Raw genomic sequence first — 17,829 nt, 5'->3', positions numbered from 1 at the left:
TGCAGGTTACTGCACGCGCTACTGGACCGTCACCGAGGTGATGGTGGCCGGGACCGCTGGAGCACCGTCACCGCTGCCGTCCGCGACGCCGCCGGACACGACGCCCGAGACGAGCTGGTCGAGACCACTCGTGATCTGGCCGAGCACGGTGTAGCCGCCGGCGGCGTCGGACGGGATGGTGGAGTCCTGGTACACGAGGAAGAACTGCGAACCGTTGCTGTAGCCGTTCCCTCCCTGGCGTGCCATGGCGATGGTGCCGGCCGGGTAGACGTCGTCGGTCGGTGCGTTCTCGACCGGGCCGTAGCTGTAGCCGGGGCCACCGGTGCCGGTGCCGTCGGGGTCGCCGCACTGCAGGACGTAGATGCCGCTCGTCGTGAGGCGGTGGCAGGTGACGCCGTCGTAGAAGCCGGATTGGGCGAGGGAGATGAAGGAGGAGACGCCCTGCGGCGCGCAGGCGCCGTCGAGGGTGAGGTTCATGACGACGTCGTTGATCGTCATCTCACCACTCCAATCGCGGTCCTCGGCGATGGTGCTCGCGGGGACCTCGCCGGTGTTCGCACCGTCCGTGGCCCCGGTGACACCGCAGGCCCCTGCCTCGGCGGAAGCCGTGGGCGTCGCGACCGGGGTGCCCGGACCGCCGGCGAAGAAGAACACCTGCGCAGCCGTGGCACCGGCCAGGATGACGACGAGCGCCGCCGCGGCGATCACGTTGTCGCGGACGCGGCGCTTCGAGCGGTGCTCGTGCACGGTGCGCCGGGCGTTGTAGGCGCGCAGTCGTGCGCGTGCTGCGCGTGCCTCTTTGTCCGGACCCTTGCTCGTTGCCACGTCGTTCCCTCCAGGTGCCGTCGGCCGAGCGGCGGCATCGCGCTGTCATCTGGCACCACGCCCGCGGCGGACTGCCCAGGAGAACCTTACGGGGAGCGCTCCGCGCGGACCAAACGGCGCACGACGGCGGCGACCCCGTTCTGCAGCGGGTCCGCGTGTCGCAGGCTGCGGCTAGCCTGGTGGAATGTTCAGTCGAGGACCCGGCATCGCCGGCGCACCGGTCCCGCTCGCGGTGCGCATGCGGCCCCGCAGCCTCGAGGAGGTCGCCGGCCAGCAGCACCTGCTCCGTCCCGGCTCGCCGCTCGTCCGTCTGGCGAGCGACAACGAGGGGACGCAGGCGGCCGTGTCCGTCATCCTCTGGGGCCCACCGGGCACCGGGAAGACGACGCTGGCGCAGGCCATCGCGCACAGCTCCGGTCGCCGGTTCGTCGAGCTCTCGGCCGTGACGGCGGGCGTCAAGGACGTCCGGCAGGTCATGGAGGAGGCGATGTCGAGCCGCGACCTCTATGGCAGCTCCACCGTCCTCTTCCTCGACGAGATCCACCGGTTCACGAAGGCCCAGCAGGACGCCCTGCTCCCCGGCGTGGAGAACGGCTGGGTCATCCTGGTCGCCGCGACGACCGAGAACCCGTCGTTCTCCGTCATCTCCCCGCTGCTCTCGCGTTCGCTGCTCCTCACGCTCGAACAGCTGAGCGACGACGACCTCGGCATCCTCATCGACCGCGCAGTGACCGACCCGCGCGGCCTGGCCGGTCGCTTCACCGTGACGCCGGAGGCCCGCGCCGCGATCATCCAGTTGTCCTCCGGCGATGCCCGACGAGCCCTGACTGCGTTGGAGGCGGCCGCGATCGCCGCCGACTCCGATCTCGGCGCTCCGGTCGACCCCGACGAGCTCGATCTCGACGACGCGGGCCTCCTCGACGTCGGCGATGAGGATGATGAAGACGACGAAGACGGGGTGGACTCCGACACCGCGACGCGGGCGCCCCGCGGTCCCGTCATCACCGATGAGCTCGTCTCGCAGGCGGTCGACCGCGCCCTGCTCCGATACGACCGCAACGGCGACGAGCACTACGACGTCATCAGCGCGTTCATCAAGAGCATCCGCGGATCCGACGTTGACGCCGCGCTGCACTACCTCGCTCGGATGATCGAGGCGGGGGAGGACCCGCGCTTCATCGCCCGCCGCATCATCATCTCCGCGGCCGAGGACATCGGCATCGCCGACCCGCAGGCGCTGCCCATCGCCGTGGCGGCCGCCGACGCCGTCCAGTTCATCGGCATGCCCGAGGGTCGCATCCCGCTGGCCGAGGCCGTGGTGTACCTGGCCACCGCCGCCAAGTCGAACGCGGCCTACGTCGCCATCGACCAGGCCATCGCCGACGTCAGGGCCGGAGCCTTCGGACGTGTGCCGAAGCCGATGCGCGACGCCCACTACGCGGGCGCCAAGCGCCTCGGACACGGCAAGGGCTACCGCTACCCGCACGACCACCCGATCGGTGTCGTCGCCCAGCAGTACCTGCCCGACGAGCTCCGCGACGTCCGGTACTACCAGCCCACCGACCACGGCCACGAACGCGACATCTCGGCACGGTTGGACAAACTCCGGAAGATCGTCCGGGGCGAGTGAACGTCGGGTCGCGGCGGCCCGGCGACCGGGGCACGTCGTGCTAGTATTGATCCGCCTAGAACCGGTGTGACTGCGCGGCTGCTCGATCACCGTGTTCGACGGGCGTGTTCTGTAGCCGAACAGCCCCGGCGGACCCCTCTGACTTTGTCCGGTGTGATTCCGGATCACCGACGCGTCTTCGCGCCGGTCATTCATCGTTTGAGACTTCATCGAAAGGAAACCGTGTCTACCAAGTCACGTACCCGCAGCAAGACCCGCCTCTCGCGGGCACTCGGCATCGCCCTCACCCCGAAGGCCGCCAAGTACCTCGAGAAGCGTCCCTACGCTCCCGGTGAGCACGGCCGCAGCAAGCGCAAGGCCGACAGCGACTACGCCGTCCGTCTGCGCGAGAAGCAGCGTCTGCGCGCCCAGTACGGCATCCGCGAGGCCCAGCTCAAGATCGCCTTCCAGGAGGCACGTCGCACCCAGGGCCTGACGGGTGAGAACCTCGTCGAGATCCTCGAGACCCGTCTCGACGCGCTCGTCCTCCGCTCCGGTTTCGCCCGCACCACGGCTCAGGCTCGCCAGATGGTCGTGCACCGCCACATCATGGTCGACGGCCAGCTCGTCGACCGCCCGTCCTTCCGCGTGAAGCCGGGCCAGCTCATCCACGTCAAGCAGCGCTCCGAGGGCACCGAGCCCTTCCAGGTCGCCGCTGCCGGCGGTCACGTCGACGTCCTGCCGAAGGTGCCCGCGTACCTCTCGGTCGAGCTCGACAAGCTCCAGGCGCGTCTCGAGCGTCGCCCGAAGCGCGCCGAGGTCCCTGTGACCTGTGAAGTGCAGCTCGTCGTCGAGTACTACGCAGCCCGCTAGGCCTGCGGCCCGGCTCCGGGCACCACACGAAGAGGCATCGGCTCCGGCCGGTGCCTCTTCGTCGTTGTACGACGCCATCGGTCCACCGCGCTCGACTACGATGGATGCTTGGTACGCCCGGCGACGCCCGGGTGGTCGCACCGCAGATGAGGAGTTCCCCATGAAGAACGTGTTCTGGCTGATCGTCGGCATCGGCGCCGGCTTCGTCGTCGCCCACGAGATCAACAAGACACAGTCCGGCAAGCGGTTCTTCTCCGAGCTGGACTCACGCGTCAGGGAGTTCACCGACACCGTCGGCGACGCCTACAAGGAGCGCGAGGCGCAGCTGCGCGACACGGCTGAGTCCGTCGTCGCGCGCGTCGAGGACGCCGCAGAAGACCTCACCAAGCCGTAGCGGCACGCCCGGACGGGCATCGCCGCAGCGCACGAACATCGACACGCACACCCCTGACGTACGGACACCATGGACACCGCTGACATCCGCTCCCGCTGGCTCACCTTCTTCGGCGATCGGGGGCACACCGTCGTCCCCTCCGCCTCCCTCGTCAGCGACGACCCCTCGCTCCTCTTCACGGTCGCCGGCATGGTGCCGTTCGTGCCGTACCTCACCGGCGTCGTCCCCGCGCCGTTCGATCGCGCCACGAGCGTCCAGAAGTGCATCCGCACCAACGACATCGAAGAGGTGGGCAAGACGCCCCGGCACGGCACCTTCTTCCAGATGAACGGCAACTTCTCCTTCGGCGACTACTTCAAGGAGGGGGCGATCACCTACGCGTGGGAGCTCCTGACCGGCAGTGAGTCGAGCGGCGGCCTCGCCTTCGACGAGAAGGACCTCTGGGTCACCGTGTACAAGGACGACGACGAAGCGATCGACCTCTGGAAGCGCGTCGCAGGGCTCCCCGAGCACCGCATCCAGCGGCTCGACAAGGACACGAACTACTGGTCGACGGGTCAGCCCGGACCGGCCGGCCCGTGCTCGGAGATCTTCTTCGACCGCGGTCCCGCGTACGGAGCCGACGGCGGCCCGGCGACCGACGACGACCGGTACGTCGAGATCTGGAACCTCGTCTTCATGCAGTACCTGATCGAGAATGTGCGCGGCAAGGTCGACTTCGACATCGTCGGCGAACTCCCGAAGAAGAACATCGACACCGGCATGGGGCTCGAGCGGGTCGCCTTCCTCAAGCAGGGCGTCGAGAACATGTACGAGATCGACCAGGTGCGCCCGGTCCTCGATCGCGCCGCCGAGTTGAGCGGCCGTCGCTACGGCGCCGACCACGACGACGACGTCCGGATGCGCGTCATCGCCGACCACGTGCGTTCGTCGCTCATGCTCATGAGCGACGGCATCACGCCGTCGAACGAGGGACGCGGGTACATCCTCCGCCGCCTCATGCGACGGACCGTCCGTGCGATGCGCCTCCTCGGCGTCGACACCGCGACGTTCCCCGAGCTGTTCTCCGCGTCGCGCGACGCCATGAAGGCGGCCTACCCGGAGGTCGAGACCGACTTCGGCCGGATCTCGCAGAGCGCCTACGCCGAGGAGGAGACCTTCCTCCGGACGCTGGCCAGCGGCACGACCATCCTCGACCTCGCGCTCGAGCAGACCAAGGGCACGGGCCGGACGGCCCTCGCCGGCGACTCCGCGTTCCTCCTGCACGACACCTACGGTTTCCCGATCGACCTGACCCTCGAGATCGCGGAGGAGGCCGGCCTCTCAGTCGACCGTGACGCGTTCGATTCGCTCATGACCGCGCAGCGCCAGCGAGCGAAGGCCGACGCGAAGGCGAAGAAGAGCGTCCTCGCCGACCTCTCGGTCTACAGCGACATCCGCGCCAAGGGCGAGACCGTGTTCACCGGCTACACCGAGCTCGAGACCGAGAGCCGCATCCTCGGCATCATCGTGGGCGGACACCCGGTGCAGCGCGCGGTCGCCGGTGACATCGCCGAGGTGATCCTGGCGGAGACCTCGCTGTACGCCGAGTCCGGCGGGCAGGAGGCCGACCAGGGCGTCATCGTCGGTCCCGGATACGAGCTCGAGGTGCTCGACGTGCAGAAGCCGGTCAAGGGTCTCATCGCGCACAAGGTGCAGGTGAGCCAGGGCGAGGTCGGCGTGGACGCACCGGCGACGACCATCGTCGACGCGAGCTACCGCCGCGGCGCGCAGCAGGCGCACTCCGGCACGCACATCATCCACGCAGCCCTGCGACAGGTCCTGGGCGACAGCGCCCACCAGTCCGGTTCGTCGAACAAGGCCGGGTACCTGCGGCTCGACTTCACCTGGAACCAGCCGCTGTCACCGGCGACGAAGTCGGAGATCGAGGAGATCTCCAACAACGCCATCCGCGACAACCTGCAGGTGAGCACCCGCGAGATGGCGCTCGACGACGCGAAGGCGCTCGGCGCCATGGCGCTGTTCGGCGAGAAGTACGGCGAGACCGTCCGCGTCGTCGACATCGGCGGGCCGTGGTCGCGTGAGCTGTGTGCGGGCACGCACGTCAGCTCAAGTGCCGAGATCGGGTTGATCAACCTCGTCAGCGAGTCGTCCGTCGGCTCGACGAACCGTCGGGTGGAGTCGCTCGTCGGACTCGAGGCCTTCCGCGACCTCGCCGCCGAGCGGGCGCTCGTGTCACAGCTCTCCGGCAGCCTCAAGACGCCGAAGGAGCAGCTGCCCGACCGCATTGCCGAACTGGTCGCGAACCTCAAGGCCGCTGAGAAGAAGATCGCCGCGTTCGAAGCCCGTGGGCTGAGCGAACGCCTCCCGGCATTGGCGCAGACCGCTCACCGCGTCGGCCCGGTGTCGCTCGTCGCCGAGCACCTGGGCGAGCTCGGGTCACCGAACGACGTCAGGACGCTCGTCACGCAGCTCCGCGAGCAGCTCGGCGCGAGCCCGGCGGTCGTCGCCCTGGGCGCGGTCGTCGGCGGGAAGCCCGCGATCGTCGTCGCGACGAACCAGGGTGCCCGCGACGCCGGACTCAAGGCAGGCGTCCTCGTCCGGGTCGCGGCCGGTGTCCTCGGCGGCAACGGTGGTGGGAAGGACGACCTCGCACAGGGTGGCGGCGTCGACGCCACCGCACTCGGCGACGCCCTCGCGGCGATCGCCCGCGAGATCGCCTGAGATGACGGACGGCTTCCGTCGCGGAGTCCGACTCGGGATCGACGTCGGGAAGGCCAGGGTCGGGGTCGCGAGAAGCGATCCCGACGGCCTGTTGGCCACGCCGGTGGAGACGGTCCCACGGGACCTCGGCGGCGACGCCGACATCCGGGCGATCGCGGTCATCGCCGAAGAACTCGGCGCCGTGGAGCTCGTCGTCGGTCTCCCGATCGCCCTGTCGGGGAAGGACACGGCGTCCACGCAGGACGCCCGGGAGTTCGCCGCCCGACTCAGGTCGATCACGGGTGTCCCGGCCCGTCTCGTCGACGAGCGGTTGACGACGGTGACCGCCCACAGCGCCTTGCGCTCCGCTGGGAAACGGCAGAAGCAGACCCGCTCGATTGTCGATCAGGTGGCGGCCGTCATACTCTTGCAGTACGCCCTCGACGCCGAACGCGGTTCGGGGCGACCCCCCGGAAGCCCCGTCGACCCGTGAACAGGACGTGCCTGTGTCGAATCTGACACCTCAGAACAACCCAGCAGACGATCCGCTCGCCGACCTCTTCACATCCGAGCGGAACGCCGCGGGGGAGCAGCCGGTGCCACTGTCCCGACGCGAGGCACGTCAGCGGCGAGAGGCCGCGGAAGCCGCTTCGTCGCCGTCCGAGCCCGTCGACGGGAACGCTGCGAGCGACACGGTCGAACCGGCCCCGACCGGCTCCAGATCAGTCGACGCCACGTCGGTCGACGCCCCCTCGACCGCCGCGTCGTCCGGTGACTCGAGCGTCGGCGAGCCGGCCGCGAGCGACACACCCCTGAGCGGGGCGACCTCACGTGCGCCCGAGTCGGACGACACCGATTCCTCGGCGTCCCGGGCCAGGACCATGACCATCCCCGCGTTCGAGGACCTGCTCGCTGAGGACGACACGGCCAACGAGAGCGGGCCGCAGCCGATCCATCGGGGGCGCCGTCGTGCGCTGGCCGGCGGGGAACCGCCGAAGCGCCGACGTGGCCGTCGCGGGCTCATCGCGCTCATCGTGTCGATCGTCGTCGTCGGGGGTCTCGTCGCGTGCGCCGCGGTCGTGTGGACGAGTTACGAGCCGCAGATCCGCAAGGTGCTCGGCTGGGAGGAACCGAACGACTACGAGGGTGCCGGTAGCGGCGAGGCCGTCGTCATGGTCAACGAGGGCGACATCGGCGAGGACATCGCGACGAGCCTGCACGACGCGGGGGTCACGAAGTCGTTCGACGCCTTCTACGACCTCCTCCTCGCACAGCCCACCCAGCCGGAGTTCTTCCCGGGCGCCTACAAGCTGAAGCTCAAGATGAGCGCCGAATCCGCCCTTGCGGCCCTGACCGATGAGGCGAACCGCATGGAGGACACCTTCGTCATCCCCGAGGGCACCGCGGAGCAGGACGCCCTGCCGTCGATCGCGGAGGGCACCGGCATCCCGCTGGAGGAACTCCAGGCGGCGGCCGCCGATGTCGCGTCCTTCGGTCTCCCCGCCGAGGCGACCTCGCTCGAGGGGTTCCTCTTCCCGGCGACCTACAGCCTCCCCGACGGCGGCGATGCGCACGCCGTCCTCCAGACCCTCGTGAACCGGTCGTTCCAGGCGCTCGACGACGCCGGGGTGAAGCCCGAGGACCGCTGGAAGACCATCGTCCTGGCCTCGCTCATCCAGAAGGAGGCGGGCCTCCGCGAGGACTACTACAAGGTGTCGCGGGTCTTCCTCAACCGGCTGGACCCGGCCCAGTGGGAGAGCGGTCTGCTCCAGTCCGACGCGACGGTCGCGTACGGGACGGGCAACACCCACCGGGTGTCGACCACGGACGCCGAGCGCGCCGACGCCTCGAACCCGTACAACACCTACGTCCACCCGGGCATGGTCGTGCGACCGATCTCGAACCCGGGCGACCTCGCGATCGACGCCGCGCTGCACCCGGCCGACGGACCCTGGCTCTACTTCGTCACCTGGAACCTCGACTCCGGCGAGACGATCTTCTCCACCACCCAGGAGGAGCACGAGGCCGCGGTCGACAAGTGGCTGTCCTGGATGGACGAGCACCCCGAGTACCAGTAGCGGGAGCGTGGCGCACATGAGTGGAACAGGGGCGGGTCACGGCGAGGACGGGCAGCCGCGGCTCGCCGTGCTCGGCGCGCCCATCGCCCACTCCAAGTCCCCGGCACTGCACGAGGCCGCCTACCGGGTGCTGGGGCTCGACTGGGACTACGGTCGCCACGAACTCGAGGCGGCCGGCCTGTCGGCCTTCCTCGACGACCTCGGCTCGGACTGGCGGGGGCTCTCGCTGACCATGCCACTGAAGCATCGCGCGCTCGAGCTGGCCGACGTGGCCGACCGCGCCGCAACCGAGACCGGGGCGGTCAACACGCTACGCCTCCGCCGAGCCGAAGACGGATCCCGTCGGATCGAGGGGTTCAACACCGACGTCGGCGGCATCGTCCGCGCGATCGGGGCGGCCGGCGTCGACACGATCACTTCCGCGGTCGTCCTGGGCGGGGGAGCGACGGCCTCCTCGGCGATCATGGCGGCGGCTGACCTCGGTGCCGAGCACGTCCACGTGTCGCTCCGACGACCGGCCCAGGCGCGACCACTCGAGGACCTCGCCGGCCGGCTGGGGCTGCGGTTCGCCTCAGGGCCGCTCGACGGTGAGACGCCTGACGCACCACTCGTGATCAGCACCCTTCCCGGCGGCGCCCTCACCGAACCGGGTCCGGTCCTCTCCCATGCTCCAGGCGCGCTCCTCCTCGACGTCGCGTACGACCCGTGGCCGAGCGTGCTCGCGGAGGCGTGGTCGCAGGCCGGCGGGTCGGTCCTCAGCGGACTGTCGATGCTCGTGCACCAGGCGTTGCTCCAGGTCCGGATCTTCGTCCTCGGCGATCCGCTCCTGCCGCTCGAGGACGAGACGACGGTGCTCCGGGCGATGCTCGACACGGTCCACCTCGATCACACCGGGGCGCCGGTCGCCTCGCACTGACCGCTCGAGACGCATCCGTCCCACCTGTACACCCGCCGGGCCGTCGACCGAAGGCGCACGGTCGCGTCCCGGCTCTATGGAAGGATAGGACCATGCTTCGTTGGCTCACTGCCGGAGAGTCTCACGGCCCGGAACTCATCGCCGTCCTCGAGGGACTCCCGTCCGGCGTCCCCATCTCCATGGACGGCGTCCGCGCCGACCTCGCCCGACGGAAGCTCGGCTACGGCCGAGGATCCCGCATGAAGTTCGAAGAGGACGAGCTCAACCTGTCCGGCGGCGTCCGCCACGGCTTCTCCATGGGCAGCCCGATCGCGATCCGCATCGGCAACACCGAGTGGCCGAAGTGGGCCGAGGTCATGAGCCCCGAGCCGACCGAGATCTCCGACAAGTCGCGTGGCCGCAGCGCCGCGCTCACCCGTCCGCGTCCCGGTCACGCCGACCTGACGGGCATGCAGAAGTACGGCTTCGACGAGGCGCGTCCCGTGCTCGAACGCGCCAGCGCACGCGAGACCGCTGCGCGCGTGGCCCTCGGTGCCGTCGCGCGCTCCTTCCTCGGCGAGCTGGGCATCACCCTCGTCAGCCACACGCTGTCGATCGGCCCGGTGCGCGTTCCCGAAGACAGCCCGCTGCCGGTCCCGGCCGACGTCGACGCGCTCGACGCCGATCCGTTGCGCTGCTTCGACAAGGCGACCTCGGAGCGCATGGTCGCCGAAGTCGACGCGGCCAAGAAGGACGGCGACACCCTCGGCGGCATCGTCGAGGTCCTGGCCTACGGACTCCCACCGGGTCTCGGCTCCTACGTCCACTGGGACCGCCGACTCGACGCACGGCTCGCGGCAGCGCTCATGGGTATCCAGGCCATCAAGGGTGTGGAGGTCGGCGACGGATTCCTCACGACGACGCGTCGCGGTTCCGCGGCCCACGACGAGCTCGTCCAGGAGAGCGACGGCATCGCCCGACAGAGCGACCGCGCCGGTGGCACCGAGGGTGGCATGACCACCGGTACGGTCCTCCGCGTCCGCGCCGGTATGAAGCCGATCGCGACCGTCCCGCACTCGCTCCGCACGGTCGACGTCGCGACGAGCGAGGCCGCCACCGCGCACCACCAGCGCTCGGACGTCTGCGCGGTCCCGGCCTCCGGTGTCGTGGCCGAGGCGATGGTGGCCCTGGTCCTCGCCGAAGCGGTCCTCGAGAAGTTCGGTGGCGACTCCGTCCCCGAGACGAAGCGCAACCTCGACGGATACCTGGCAGCGATCCCGTCGAACCTGCGCACGCGAGGCGACCACGCCTCCAGCGCCGATGCCTGAGCAGGCCGTCGATCTCCGACTCCCCGTCGTCCTCATCGGACCGATGGGGTCGGGGAAGAGCCGGGTCGGCAAGCAGTTGGCGAAGCGCCTGGGACTGCCGTTCGTCGACACCGACAACGTCGTGTCCGGCGAGCACGGCGCGATCGCGCGCATCTTCGAGCAACACGGCGAGGCGCACTTCCGTGCCCTGGAGCGGGCGGCGGTCGCCGCCGCGCTCGAGCAGCCGGCGATCGTGTCGCTCGGCGGGGGAGCGGTCCTCGACGAGGACACGCAACGTGAACTCGCCGATGCACGCGTCGTGCTGCTGACGGTCACCGAGGAGGCCGTGCTGGCGCGGGCCAACCTCGACAAGCGTCCGCTCCTCCGCGACGACCCCGGCGCGTGGTCGCGCATCGCCGCCGCACGGCGTCCCGTGTACGAACGACTCGCGGATGTCACCTTTGACACCTCGCACCGACCCATCTCAGGCATCGTCGACGAGCTCGTCGCCTGGGTGAAGGAGCCTGCATGAGCACCGAACCGACCACCCCGACCGAGCGGACCGTCATCGAGGTGACGGGATCCTCGCCGTACCCCATCACGATCGGGAGAGGGCTGGAGGACGTGCTCGTCGACGCCCTCGGGACCGGCGTGCAGCGGGTCCTCATCGTCCACCCGGCGACGCTGGGCGAGAAGGCGGCCAAACTGCGCGAGACCCTGAGCGACCGGTACCAGGTGCTGCTCGCCGAGGTGCCGGACGCCGAGGCCGGGAAACGGGTCGAGGTCGCCGCGTTCTGCTGGGGAGTCCTCGGGCAGGCCGACTTCACGCGCTCCGACGCGGTCATCGGGTTCGGCGGTGGCGCGGTCACCGACCTCGCCGGCTTCGTCGCCGCCACCTGGCTGCGGGGCGTCCGGCTCGTGCAGGTCCCCACGACGGTCCTCGGCATGGTCGACGCGGCCGTGGGCGGCAAGACGGGCATCAACACCGCGGAAGGCAAGAACCTCGTCGGCGCCTTCTACGCCCCGGCCGCCGTCGTCTGCGATCTCGACACGCTCGACACCCTCCCGAAGAACGAGATCCTCGCTGGATTCGCCGAGGTGGCCAAGGCCGGGTTCATCCGCTACCCGGAGATCCTCGACCTTATCGAGGCCGACGTCGACGCCGCGACCGACCCCGACACGCCCGCCTTCCGCCGCTGCATCGAGCTCGCGATCCGGATGAAGGCCGACGTCGTCAGCGAGGACTTCACCGAGCAGGGCCTCCGCGAGATCCTCAACTACGGGCACACGCTGGGGCACGCCATCGAGCACGCCGAGCGGTACCAGTGGCGACACGGTGCCGCGGTGGCGATCGGCATGATGTACGTCGCCGAGCTGTCCCGCCTCGCCGGCCGACTGTCGGACGAAGTCGTCGACCGCCACCGTCGTGTCCTGGAGCTGCTCAGCCTGCCGATCGCCTATCCGGTTGGCCGCTGGAACACGCTGCTCGCGACGATGCAGCGCGACAAGAAGACGCGTGGTTCGATGTTGCGGTTCATCGTGCTCGACGACCTCGCCAAGCCGACCGTGCTCCAGGGGCCCGAGACCTCGCTGCTCTTCGCCGCATACCAGGAGATCGGCTCCTGACCGACGCCGGTGCGCTCCGCGAGCGCTCGTCCCGAACGGATACCCTCGACTCATGACCACCGTGCTCGTCCTCAACGGACCGAACCTCGGACGCCTCGGCAGCCGTGAACCCGACGTCTACGGCTCGGCCGACCTCGAAGCGCTGCGCACCATGCTCGAGGCCGACGCGGGCGACGGGACGCGGATCGACCTGCGTCAGACGGACGACGAGGGCGAGCTGATCGGCTGGCTCCACGAGGCCGTCGACGCCGGCACGTCCGTGATCCTCAACCCCGCGGCGTTCACCCACTACAGCTACGGGCTCCGCGACGCTGCGGCCATGGTCACGAAGGCTGGCCTCCTGCTCGTCGAGGTACACCTCTCGAATCCGCACGCCCGCGAAGCCTTCCGTCACACGAGCGTGATCTCCGGTGTCGCGACCGGCGTGATCGCCGGTTTCGGCTTCGACTCGTACCGCCTCGCCCTCGACCTCGTGGTGCGCCGCAGCGCCGAGTGACGTGCGCGGCGCGCTGATCCACCACGGGCGCGTTGGTCAGGGGTCCTCGCAGCGGTTACACTCGTTCGTTGGGTCGTATCCGGCCGCACACTTTCCACGAACGGACATTCTCGCGCATGGCTTCTACCGCTGACATCAAGAACGGCATCGTCCTGAACATCGACGGGCAGCTCTGGACGGTGATCGAGTTCCAGCACGTCAAGCCGGGCAAGGGTGGCGCGTTCGTCCGCACCAAGATGAAGAACATCATGACCGGCAAGGTCGTCGACAAGACGTACAACGCCGGCACGAAGATCGACGTCGAGAACGTCGACCGCCGCGACTTCACCTACCTGTATGCGGACGGCGACTCCTTCGTCTTCATGGACAAGAGCGACTACGACCAGATCACCATCCCCGCCGTCGTCGTCGGCGACACCAAAAACTTCCTCCTCGAGAACCAGGACGTCACGGTCGCGCTCAACAACGGCAACCCGCTGTACGTCGAGCTCCCCGCGTCGGTCATCCTCGAGGTCACCTACACGGAACCGGGGCTCCAGGGCGACCGCTCGACCGGTGGCACGAAGCCGGCGACCGTCGAGACCGGCTACGAGATCCAGGTCCCGCTCTTCCTCGAGACCGGCACCAAGGTCAAGGTCGACACCCGCACCGGTGACTACCTCGGTCGCGTCAACGAGTGAGCGCTCGTACCAAGGCGCGCAAGCGCGCCCTCGATCTGCTGTACCAGGCCGACGTCCGTCAGCAGACCCTCGCTGAAGTCCTGTCCGCAGAAGCGTCTCGCGCTGTCAGCGAGCCCGACCGCCAGGCCTCCTGGTTGTACGCGCGGGAGATCGTCGACGGCGTCGGTGACCACGCCGAGGAGATCGACGAACAGATCGAGACGTACGCGCAGGGCTGGACGCTCGCGCGGATGCCCACGGTCGACCGGGCCATCCTCCGGATCGCGATCTGGGAGATCCTGTTCAACGACGAGGTGCCGCACGGCGTCGCCATCGACGAAGCAGTCGAGGCGGCCAAGACGCTGTCGACCGACGACTCGGCCGGCTTCATCAACGGCCTGCTCGGCAAGATCTCGCAGATCAACCCGCGGTGACGATGAGCGACGAGACCGGTCCGGCCCTGCCGCTGAAGCGCGTGCACCACATCGCGATCATCGCCAGCGACTACGAGCGCTCGAAGCGCTTCTACACCTCGGTGCTCGGCTGCGAGCTGCTCACCGAGGTGTACCGGGCCGAGCGCGACTCCTGGATGGGCGACCTCGCCCTGAACGGTGAATACCTCATCGAGCTGTTCTCCTTCCCGGACCCGCCGGCGCGCGCATCCGGACCCGAAGCGCTCGGACTGCGGCACCTCGCCTTCGCGGTCGACGACGTCGACGCCGGCCACGCCCGTCTGGTGGAGCTGGGTGTCCGCGTCGAAGACGTCCGGATCGACCCCCACACTTCGCGGAAGATGCTGTTCTTCTTCGATCCCGACGGCCTCCCGTTGGAGCTCTACGAGGCCTGATCCGACTGCTAGGCTCGGGTGTTGACCAAGACAACCTTTAAGACCGTCCAGAGAGGCGGAGAAGGGAGTCGGCGATGAGCGCACGTACCGTGCTGCACGAAGCTGACATCGCGCGGGCGTTGACTCGGATCTCCCACGAGATCCTCGAGTCCAACCGCGGAGCAGACGACCTCGTGATCCTGGGCATCCCGACGCGCGGAGTCATCCTCGCGAAGCGGATCGCCGCCACGATCTCCTCGATCTCGGGCGCGACCATCGTCTCGGGTGCACTCGACGTCACGATGTACCGCGACGACCTGGCGAAGCACCCGACCCGTGCACCGCAACCCACGACGCTGCCGCCACAGGGGATCGACGGGCGCACGGTCGTCCTCGTCGACGACGTCCTGTACTCGGGACGCACGATCCGCGCCGCCCTCGACGCCCTGACCGACCTGGGCCGCCCGCGCGTCGTGCGGCTCGCCGCGCTCGTCGACCGCGGGCACCGCGAGCTCCCGATCCGACCCGACTTCGTAGGGAAGAACCTGCCCTCCTCGCAGGCGGAACGCATCTTCGTCCGGCTCACGGAGTTCGACGGTGACGACTCGGTGACGATCGAGGGGAGCGGCGAATGAGGCACCTGCTGTCGACGAAGACCCTCACCCGCGACGAGGCGATCGAGATCCTCGACGTCGCGGAGGACATGGCCGAGACGCAGTTCCGTGAGGTCCGCAAGCTCCCGACCCTCCGTGGGAAGACGGTCGTCAACCTCTTCTTCGAGGACTCGACCCGCACGCGCATCTCGTTCGAGGCTGCCGCGAAGCGACTCTCCGCCGACGTCATCACCTTCAGCGCCAAGGGGTCGAGCGTCTCGAAGGGTGAAAGCCTGAAGGACACCGCACAGACCCTCGCCGCGATGCATGCCGACGCCGTCGTGATCCGACACTCCGCCTCCGGTGCGCCGCAGACCCTCGCCGACAGCGGGTGGATCGACGCCGGCATCCTGAACGCGGGGGACGGGACGCACGAGCACCCGACGCAAGCGCTCCTGGACGCGTTCACCATGCGCAAGCGCCTCCACGGCGAGCGGTCCCGCGGTCGCGCGCTCGACGGGGTGGCGGTGACGATCGTCGGCGACATCCTGCATTCCCGGGTCGCCCGCTCGAACGTCTGGCTGCTCGACACGCTCGGCGCCGAGGTGACCCTCGTCGCCCCGCCGACGCTGCTCCCGGTGGACCTCGGCCCGTGGCCGGCCACCGTCCGCTACGACCTGGACGACGCGATCGCCCAGCGTCCCGACGTGCTGATGATGCTCCGGATCCAGTCCGAACGCATGCATGCCGCCTTTTTCCCGAACAGCCGGGAGTATTCCAGGCGCTGGGGGCTCGACGACGAGCGGCTCGCCCGCCTCGATCCGGCTAGCATTGTCATGCACCCCGGGCCGATGAACCGCGGTCTGGAGATCTCGTCCGGGGCAGCCGACTCACCCCGGTCGACCGTCCTCGAACAGGTCGCCAACGGGGTGTCGGTCCGGATGGCCGCGTTGTACCTGCTGCTGTCCGGCGATCGAGAGGAATTCACCCGTGTCTGAGCCCACTTCGAACCACGACGTCACCCTGATCACCGGAGCGACGCTCGCCGACGGGACGCGCACCGACCTCCTCCTGCGCGACGGACGGATCGCGGAACGCGGCTCCGGGCTGAGCGCCGTCGGCGCGACCGTCGTCGATGCAGACGGCCTCCTCGCTCTCCCCGGGCTCGTCGACCTCCACACGCATCTCCGGGAACCCGGGTTCGAGCAGAGCGAGACGGTGCTCACCGGCACGCGTGCCGCAGCCGCCGGCGGCTTCACCGCGGTGTTCGCGATGGCCAACACCTCGCCGGTGGCGGACACGGCCGGGGTCGTCGAGCAGGAGCAGTCGCTCGGTGAACGCGCCGGCTACGCCACGGTGCAGCCGATCGGTGCCGTGACGGTCGGACTCGCCGGGGAACGACTCGCCGAACTCGGCGCCATGGCCTCCTCGCGTGCCAAGGTCCGGGTCTTCTCGGACGACGGCCTCTGCGTGTCCGACCCGCTGCTCATGCGCCGTGCGCTGGAGTACGTGAAGGCCTTCGACGGCGTGATCGCCCAGCACGCACAGGAGCCCCGGCTCACCGTCGGTGCGCAGATGAACGAGGGCGCTCTCTCCGGCGAACTCGGGCTCACCGGGTGGCCGGCTGTCGCTGAGGAGTCGATCATCGCCCGCGATGTGCTCCTCGCCGAGCACGTGGGTTCCCGCCTCCACATCTGCCACGTCTCGACGGCCGGTTCCGTCGACGTCATCCGCTGGGCGAAGGCTCGGGGCATCCCCGTCACGGCCGAGGTCACGCCGCACCACCTGCTGCTCACGGAGGAGCTGGTGGCGAGCTACGACGCCCGGTACAAGGTGAACCCGCCCCTGCGACGCGCCGAGGACGTCCGGGCGCTGCGCGAGGCCCTCGCAGACGGCACGATCGACATCGTCGCGACGGACCACGCACCGCACCCGGTCGAGGCCAAGGACTGCGAGTGGGACGCCGCCGCGAACGGCATGGTGGGCCTCGAGTCCGCCCTCTCCGTCGTGCACGCGTCGATGGTCGCGACCGGGCTCCTGGACTGGAACGACGTCGCCCGGGTGCTCTCGGCGACGCCGGCGAGGATCGGACGGATCACCGGGCAGGGGGCTTCGATCGAGGCCGGCGCTCCGGCGGAGGTCGTGCTCTACGACACCGCCGCCACCCGTCCGTTCGGCACGGTCGACCTGGCCGGCAAGGGCGTGAACTCGCCCTACCTCGGCCTGGAGCTGCCCGGCCGCGTCGTCGCCACCTTCCACCGGGGCTACGCGACCGTCCTGGACGGCGCCGTGCTCCCGACGGAGCAGGTCGCGACCGCAGCACGCCGCGCCGCGCGATCCGCGGAGGTCGAGCACTGATGGACGGGCGGATCCTCGCGGCCGTCCTCGTCGCCCTCGTCCTCCTCGGCATCCTCGCCCTCATGGCCTTCGCCTGGCGACGCCGCGTCGCGCGCGACGCCCAGGTCGGTCCCCTCGCGGAGCTCCCCGACCCGCGGCCGGTCCCGTCACTGACGGTCGAGGTCCTCTACGTCGCGACGTCGAAGCACGACCAGCCGCTCGAACGGCTGGCATTGCAGGGACTGCGCTACCGATCCCGGGTCACGCTCGAACTCGGAGCCGCCGGAGTCGTCGTCGACGTCCCGGGGGAGCGGCCGACGTTCATCCCGGCGACGAGCATCGTCGGCGTCGACCAGACCAACCTCACGATCGACCGGGTCGTCGAGCCGGGCGGGCTCATCCGCCTGAGCTGGCGCCCCGTCCCGACGGTGATCGCGGACAGCACCTTCCGCGTCCTCGAGCAGGCGGACCGCGCCCGCATCATCGACACCGTCACGAGCCTCATCCCCGCCGCGGACGCCGGACTCCGGCCGACCGGCACCTCAGACACCGTCGCCGACATCACCTCGGCCGACGACTCCACCCCACCGCCTCACGAGAGGGCTTGA

At 69.7% G+C, this 17,829-nt stretch carries 18 protein-coding genes and 1 pseudogene; 18 read left to right on the top strand and 1 reads right to left on the bottom strand.

Going from position 1 to position 17,829, the window contains the following annotated elements; all coding sequences use genetic code 11:
- Positions 1-18: 18 nt before the first annotated feature.
- A complete protein-coding gene (locus ACZZZB_RS19880; protein ID WP_079705920.1) occupies positions 19-825 on the bottom strand; it encodes a peptidylprolyl isomerase in 807 nt (268 codons plus the stop codon).
- A 184-nt stretch (positions 826-1,009) separates the two neighbouring features.
- On the opposite strand from ACZZZB_RS19880, the gene ACZZZB_RS19875 reads away from it, so the two are divergent.
- The 18 genes and pseudogenes from ACZZZB_RS19875 (at position 1,010) to ACZZZB_RS19790 (ending at position 17,829) form a co-directional block, all read left to right on the top strand.
- On the top strand, positions 1,010-2,455 hold the full coding sequence (locus ACZZZB_RS19875) for a replication-associated recombination protein A (RefSeq protein WP_137241688.1): 1,446 nt from the start codon (positions 1,010-1,012) through the stop codon (positions 2,453-2,455).
- Between the two features lie 222 nt (positions 2,456-2,677).
- A complete protein-coding gene (gene rpsD / locus ACZZZB_RS19870) occupies positions 2,678-3,307 on the top strand; it encodes a 30S ribosomal protein S4 (protein ID WP_463530527.1) in 630 nt (209 codons plus the stop codon).
- Between the two features lie 160 nt (positions 3,308-3,467).
- Entirely contained in the window at positions 3,468-3,701 is a 234-nt protein-coding gene (locus tag ACZZZB_RS19865; RefSeq protein ID WP_079002498.1) for a hypothetical protein, read from the top strand.
- A gap of 69 nt (positions 3,702-3,770) precedes the next feature.
- On the top strand, positions 3,771-6,425 hold the full coding sequence (gene alaS / locus ACZZZB_RS19860) for an alanine--tRNA ligase (protein WP_192004912.1): 2,655 nt from the start codon (positions 3,771-3,773) through the stop codon (positions 6,423-6,425).
- 1 nt (position 6,426) lies between these two features.
- A complete protein-coding gene (gene ruvX, locus ACZZZB_RS19855; protein WP_138947071.1) occupies positions 6,427-6,897 on the top strand; it encodes a Holliday junction resolvase RuvX in 471 nt (156 codons plus the stop codon).
- Positions 6,898-6,910: 13 nt separating this feature from the next.
- Complete coding sequence (gene mltG / locus ACZZZB_RS19850) at positions 6,911-8,482, top strand: endolytic transglycosylase MltG (protein ID WP_463530526.1); 1,572 nt, start codon at positions 6,911-6,913, stop codon at positions 8,480-8,482.
- 16 nt (positions 8,483-8,498) lie between these two features.
- Complete coding sequence (locus ACZZZB_RS19845) at positions 8,499-9,398, top strand: shikimate dehydrogenase (protein WP_229938878.1); 900 nt, start codon at positions 8,499-8,501, stop codon at positions 9,396-9,398.
- 92 nt (positions 9,399-9,490) lie between these two features.
- A complete protein-coding gene (gene aroC / locus ACZZZB_RS19840) occupies positions 9,491-10,705 on the top strand; it encodes a chorismate synthase (protein WP_064293830.1) in 1,215 nt (404 codons plus the stop codon).
- Positions 10,698-11,216 (top strand): shikimate kinase, encoded by a 519-nt coding sequence (locus tag ACZZZB_RS19835; protein ID WP_194644609.1) that lies wholly within the window; start codon positions 10,698-10,700, stop codon positions 11,214-11,216. The genes aroC and ACZZZB_RS19835 overlap by 8 nt, the downstream gene beginning before the upstream one ends.
- Positions 11,213-12,310, top strand: coding sequence for a 3-dehydroquinate synthase (gene aroB / locus ACZZZB_RS19830; protein ID WP_079705926.1), 1,098 nt, complete (start codon positions 11,213-11,215; stop codon positions 12,308-12,310). The genes ACZZZB_RS19835 and aroB overlap by 4 nt, the downstream gene beginning before the upstream one ends.
- Positions 12,311-12,362: 52 nt before the next feature.
- On the top strand, positions 12,363-12,806 hold the full coding sequence (locus ACZZZB_RS19825) for a type II 3-dehydroquinate dehydratase (RefSeq protein ID WP_194644610.1): 444 nt from the start codon (positions 12,363-12,365) through the stop codon (positions 12,804-12,806).
- Between the two features lie 116 nt (positions 12,807-12,922).
- On the top strand, positions 12,923-13,486 hold the full coding sequence (gene efp / locus ACZZZB_RS19820; RefSeq protein ID WP_056005785.1) for an elongation factor P: 564 nt from the start codon (positions 12,923-12,925) through the stop codon (positions 13,484-13,486).
- Positions 13,483-13,899: a transcription antitermination factor NusB gene (nusB, locus tag ACZZZB_RS19815; RefSeq protein ID WP_064293834.1), complete on the top strand. Its 417-nt coding sequence runs from the start codon at positions 13,483-13,485 to the stop codon at positions 13,897-13,899. Before efp ends, nusB begins: the two co-directional genes overlap by 4 nt.
- Before the next feature lie 2 nt (positions 13,900-13,901).
- Positions 13,902-14,312: a VOC family protein gene (locus ACZZZB_RS19810; RefSeq protein ID WP_194644832.1), complete on the top strand. Its 411-nt coding sequence runs from the start codon at positions 13,902-13,904 to the stop codon at positions 14,310-14,312.
- 68 nt (positions 14,313-14,380) lie between these two features.
- Positions 14,381-14,926: pseudogene (gene pyrR, locus ACZZZB_RS19805) on the top strand (bifunctional pyr operon transcriptional regulator/uracil phosphoribosyltransferase PyrR); the annotation flags it as partial.
- Positions 14,923-15,882, top strand: coding sequence for an aspartate carbamoyltransferase catalytic subunit (locus tag ACZZZB_RS19800; protein ID WP_463530525.1), 960 nt, complete (start codon positions 14,923-14,925; stop codon positions 15,880-15,882). The pseudogene pyrR and the gene ACZZZB_RS19800, both read left to right, overlap by 4 nt.
- Positions 15,875-17,242, top strand: coding sequence for a dihydroorotase (locus ACZZZB_RS19795; protein ID WP_463530524.1), 1,368 nt, complete (start codon positions 15,875-15,877; stop codon positions 17,240-17,242). The genes ACZZZB_RS19800 and ACZZZB_RS19795 overlap by 8 nt, the downstream gene beginning before the upstream one ends.
- The gene (locus ACZZZB_RS19790) at positions 17,242-17,829 is read left to right on the top strand and encodes a PH-like domain-containing protein (protein WP_192017949.1); all 588 of its coding nucleotides are present in this window, start codon (positions 17,242-17,244) and stop codon (positions 17,827-17,829) included. The genes ACZZZB_RS19795 and ACZZZB_RS19790 overlap by 1 nt, the downstream gene beginning before the upstream one ends.

The organism is Plantibacter sp. AC185, assembly GCF_979258065.1.
Note: the sequence above shows the minus strand (reverse complement) of the source record. Positions and strands in the feature narration are given on the sequence as shown.

Bases quoted from the DNA above. Each gene is read 5' to 3' on its own strand.
- efp (WP_056005785.1), top strand. From the start codon at position 12,923: ATGGCTTCTACCGCTGACATCAAGAACGGCATCGTCCTGAACATCGAC.
- aroB (WP_079705926.1), top strand. From the start codon at position 11,213: ATGAGCACCGAACCGACCACCCCGACCGAGCGGACCGTCATCGAGGTG.
- ACZZZB_RS19790 (WP_192017949.1), top strand. From the start codon at position 17,242: ATGGACGGGCGGATCCTCGCGGCCGTCCTCGTCGCCCTCGTCCTCCTC.
- ACZZZB_RS19865 (WP_079002498.1), top strand. From the start codon at position 3,468: ATGAAGAACGTGTTCTGGCTGATCGTCGGCATCGGCGCCGGCTTCGTC.
- ACZZZB_RS19810 (WP_194644832.1), top strand. From the start codon at position 13,902: ATGAGCGACGAGACCGGTCCGGCCCTGCCGCTGAAGCGCGTGCACCAC.
- ACZZZB_RS19825 (WP_194644610.1), top strand. From the start codon at position 12,363: ATGACCACCGTGCTCGTCCTCAACGGACCGAACCTCGGACGCCTCGGC.
- alaS (WP_192004912.1), top strand. From the start codon at position 3,771: ATGGACACCGCTGACATCCGCTCCCGCTGGCTCACCTTCTTCGGCGAT.
- aroC (WP_064293830.1), top strand. From the start codon at position 9,491: ATGCTTCGTTGGCTCACTGCCGGAGAGTCTCACGGCCCGGAACTCATC.
- ruvX (WP_138947071.1), top strand. From the start codon at position 6,427: ATGACGGACGGCTTCCGTCGCGGAGTCCGACTCGGGATCGACGTCGGG.
- ACZZZB_RS19845 (WP_229938878.1), top strand. From the start codon at position 8,499: ATGAGTGGAACAGGGGCGGGTCACGGCGAGGACGGGCAGCCGCGGCTC.
- ACZZZB_RS19835 (WP_194644609.1), top strand. From the start codon at position 10,698: ATGCCTGAGCAGGCCGTCGATCTCCGACTCCCCGTCGTCCTCATCGGA.
- ACZZZB_RS19800 (WP_463530525.1), top strand. From the start codon at position 14,923: ATGAGGCACCTGCTGTCGACGAAGACCCTCACCCGCGACGAGGCGATC.
- ACZZZB_RS19875 (WP_137241688.1), top strand. From the start codon at position 1,010: ATGTTCAGTCGAGGACCCGGCATCGCCGGCGCACCGGTCCCGCTCGCG.